Origin of the sequence: Fulvivirga aurantia, from assembly GCF_009711475.1 — a bacterium.
Taxonomy (GTDB): Bacteria; Bacteroidota; Bacteroidia; order Cytophagales; family Cyclobacteriaceae; genus Fulvivirga; species Fulvivirga aurantia.
This window is the reverse complement of sequence record NZ_SMMD01000521.1, coordinates 1-3,554: the sequence shown is the minus strand read 5'-3', so window position 1 is coordinate 3,554 and position 3,554 is coordinate 1. Positions and strand designations below refer to the sequence as shown.

General features: G+C 39.0%; 3 protein-coding genes. All 3 read right to left on the bottom strand.

Going from position 1 to position 3,554, the window contains the following annotated elements; genetic code table 11:
• Window positions 1-107 precede the first annotated feature (107 nt).
• Window positions 108-1,235, bottom strand: a complete 1,128-nt coding sequence (locus E1176_RS03995; RefSeq protein WP_155209280.1) for a serine hydrolase domain-containing protein — start codon at window positions 1,233-1,235, stop codon at window positions 108-110.
• A gap of 88 nt (window positions 1,236-1,323) precedes the next feature.
• Window positions 1,324-2,388 carry a helix-turn-helix domain-containing protein gene (locus E1176_RS03990; RefSeq protein ID WP_155209279.1) on the bottom strand — a complete coding sequence of 355 codons (1,065 nt, stop codon included), beginning with the start codon at window positions 2,386-2,388 and terminating at the stop codon, window positions 1,324-1,326.
• A 120-nt stretch (window positions 2,389-2,508) separates the two neighbouring features.
• Window positions 2,509-3,554, bottom strand: a 1,046-nt coding sequence (locus tag E1176_RS03985) for an alpha/beta hydrolase family protein (protein ID WP_222933080.1), incomplete at its 5' end; no start/stop codon positions are given.

Sequence of the window (3,554 nt, the reverse complement as noted above, 5' to 3'; positions counted from 1 at the left end):
CATCTATATTCAACTTGCTCTCATATGTATAGCTGCCACAGAAAAAGCGGAGGCTTGATCTGACGAGAATCAATCCCCTCTGAACTCCAGGAAGGACTGGGTTGTGCTTATTTCACAAGATCACTATTCAATATTATTTTCCTGATCTCATTCTCGAAATGATATATGACATCAGCATTGTTGGGAAAATTGTCCATGTGATAGATGTTTTCCCAAATTACAACATCAATGTCTTTTTCGGGGATGTAAAATTTTACTGATACAAAACCAAAACCTCTGCCTCCATGGCCCAAATGAAACACAGGGTATTTATCATGAATTCTGAGACCGTAGCCGTAACCGATGGTGTCGGAATCAAAGACCGCATGAGCGCCCCAGTTTGTGGGTGTAATCATCTGCTGGTAAGATTCCTGTGATAATAATTCACCATGATGAAGCTTGATATCCCACGTGCTGATATCATATGCATCAGAGACTATCCCTCCGGCAGGTAAGAAGTTATCCCATCTTTCCTGATCAAAACCAAAGCGCTCGAAATCTACAACCTCTATATCGCCATTGAGTAGCGCATGCCCATTGATGAGCCCTTCATTGGTTCCTTGTAATTCGTAACAGTAGGTATTATTCATACCTAGTCCCTTAAACAAATCATTTGCGTTTGAGGCGTAACTCTTATGAGTAACACTTTCGATGATTTTTCCTAATAACCCATAGCCGGGATTGCTATAATGGAATCCATTTCCTGGCTTAAAAAGCAACGGTTTTTCAAGGTCACTTATTCCTGAAGACATGTTTAGTAGTTGATGGACAGTGACAGTATCGGACCAGGATTGAGGTAGATTTGAAAGATAAGCTCCTACAGGTTTTTGCAAGTCGATATTCCCTTTCTCCACCTCCTTCAAAACCAGTACCGCTGTGATCTGTTTGCTATTTGACATGATTCTAAACTTGTCATTGATCGAAATGGGTATCTTATTTTCAAAGTCAGCGTAGCCATGTTCTTTTACATATAGACTTTCTTTACCTTGTCTGATGAGAATAACTCCGTTGAAAATTCTAGGTTGATTTGTTGATAAAATACTGTCGATTTTGGAAGCCAGAGTATTAATAGACCTTTCACTAATTTCTTTAGCGTTTTCCTTTTTATCTGGCTTACCGCAACTCAAAAGAAATAAGAAAAAGAGCAAAGATAGTGGGTATAATACTCTGCCTGTTGTTGCATATTTTTGTTTCATAGACTAAAATTTTTAGGCTATGTTACGAGCAGATTCCTTCAGAAAAGGCAATTTAAACGTTCAAAAAGTTCGTTTTTATAAAGTCGAACTAATTTGAAAGATATTCTTTTCGAAACTTGGCAGGTGTTTGGCCCTGCACAGTTTTAAATGCTTCGTAGAAAGTAGATTTGGACTTGAAACCACTATCCGTTCCAATAGCTTCAAGCGTAATTTGATGATTCTTTTTGATCATTTCTGTAGCAGCGTGTATTCGAAACTCATTGATGTAGTGCTTAAAACTCTTTTTTAGATTGTCGTTGAGCACCTGTGAAAGTAAATGTGGACTTATATTCAGCCGGGCAGCAACATCCTTTATCTTTAACTCCGGGTTGATATACAACTTTTCGTCTATCATCAATGCATCAAGAGCATTAAGTATTTGACTGGCTTCATCATCAGGTATTTTTCTGTTTTCGTATTTATCCTGTGATTCATAAAACGCTGATTTGCCTCCGTAAAGCCAAAGCATAAGTGACAGATAAAGAACCACGGAAATTGAAACACCACCGAGGACATAATTGCCATAGTGAGTCTGCACGTAAGCGAGCCAAATGATAAGGACAGAAGCTACTATCGTTATGAGCCACCATTCTCGCTTCACTAGTTTTTGTTTTGTAAATAGCTTTTTAATGACTTCATCTATTTTTCTAATAGAAAGACCGATATAGGTGATCCATTGTAGATAGATGATTCCTCCAATTTCTTTGGAATAATCTGAGTAAGCCTGGTCATTTATCATTATATAACCATAGACTACCAGCATCAGCAATATGTAAGTAACTGTATGAGGAAGCCATGTACATTTTTTGATGCCCGCACCAGATGTGTACGAAGCAATATATAAATAGAGTAAAGGGCCTATGAGCGCATCTACTGTCTGTCCAAAAAAGGCAAGGAAGCCTACATGCGTTCCATAAAACAAAACCAGCACCGACTTTGTCTCTCTGAGCCCAATTACAAAAAGCAGAGAAGCCAGCAGGTAGCTGTTTACATTTCTATTTTTAGTAAAAAATGAAAAGTAGGAGGCAAGAAAGAAGGTATTCAGCACACCTACAGCACTGATGAAGAAAAGTAAAATTCTGTCAAGACTTAAATCAATTAGCTGTATATCCATCTTTTAGATCGGCTGCCCTGAAATGTTGAAATCATATGAAGGGAGTGCCACAGTGACGTTTACGTAGAAGGTTGTATCTGGTATGTGCAAAGTGGGTGTCTTTTCAAGTTTTAGTAGCAGTTAATCTATAATATTATGCTTTTTCAACCAAACTTCCATTGTTTCAAAATAGCCGTCACAATATTGCCAGTTCAAGGCCGATAAATCTTCACCCCACCTGCATGTGATGCACGTGCGCATGTCGTGGTTGCAGTCTTCGAATACCTTTGAAGTTAAATCTGCTTTTGGGTTTATTCCAATTGTACTTTCGTATAACTTTTTGGTTTTCCGCCAATCGACCTGCGAGTCCTTTTCTCCGAACAAAGCTAAAACAGGGCAGTTTATTTTTTGTAATGTTTGGTCAAAATCGTCTATGTAGGCCCAGAGGCCGCTTTCTTCATCAAAGTGACCTTTTCTTATATTTAGCTTCTGTTTCTGCAGATATTCGTTTTTATATTCTTCTTCCTTATCTTTTGGCAGCAGTGAGTATCCAAACAGTGCCCGGCAAGTGCTATCCTGTCTTAAGGGTTCCGTAGCTTTTATTAAGTCCTCGTAGTTACCTTGCAAACTTTCAATCTTGTGCCCCAGCACCCAGGCCTGGTAAAGTCTTTCGACTTCTTCCTTTGGTTTTCCTACAATGGTCAAATTTGATTTTAGCAGATAGCCAAAGTTTTCCTTGTCATCCGTGCCACTTATCGATATCCAAAAAGCCATTGGAAATTGCAGGTTGATTAATGGTACGATCCAGCCGGCTCTACTTACTCCCCAAAAGCCTATTTTTTCATACCCGGGAATTTGCAGTTCTTGGATTTTACGGATAGCTGCCATTGCTTCATCGGCTGAATTTTCTACAGGCTGTTGAATATCAAATTCACCTTCACTGTTGCCACACCCCATTTTGTCCCAAAAGATTACCGTTAATCCGTAGGTTAGCAATTTACTCCTAAGCTGCGAGTACCAATGGCCTTCTACAAAGTTAGTCTCACCGTACCCGGGTATGATGATTATTATGGCTTGAGATGTTTGATTACCTGGTTTTTCTATTAACCCTCTCAATGTCTTATTCTCGAACTGAAATTCAAATGATTCTGATAAGGGCTGGCAGGATGCTTTTGAAATGGTAAACA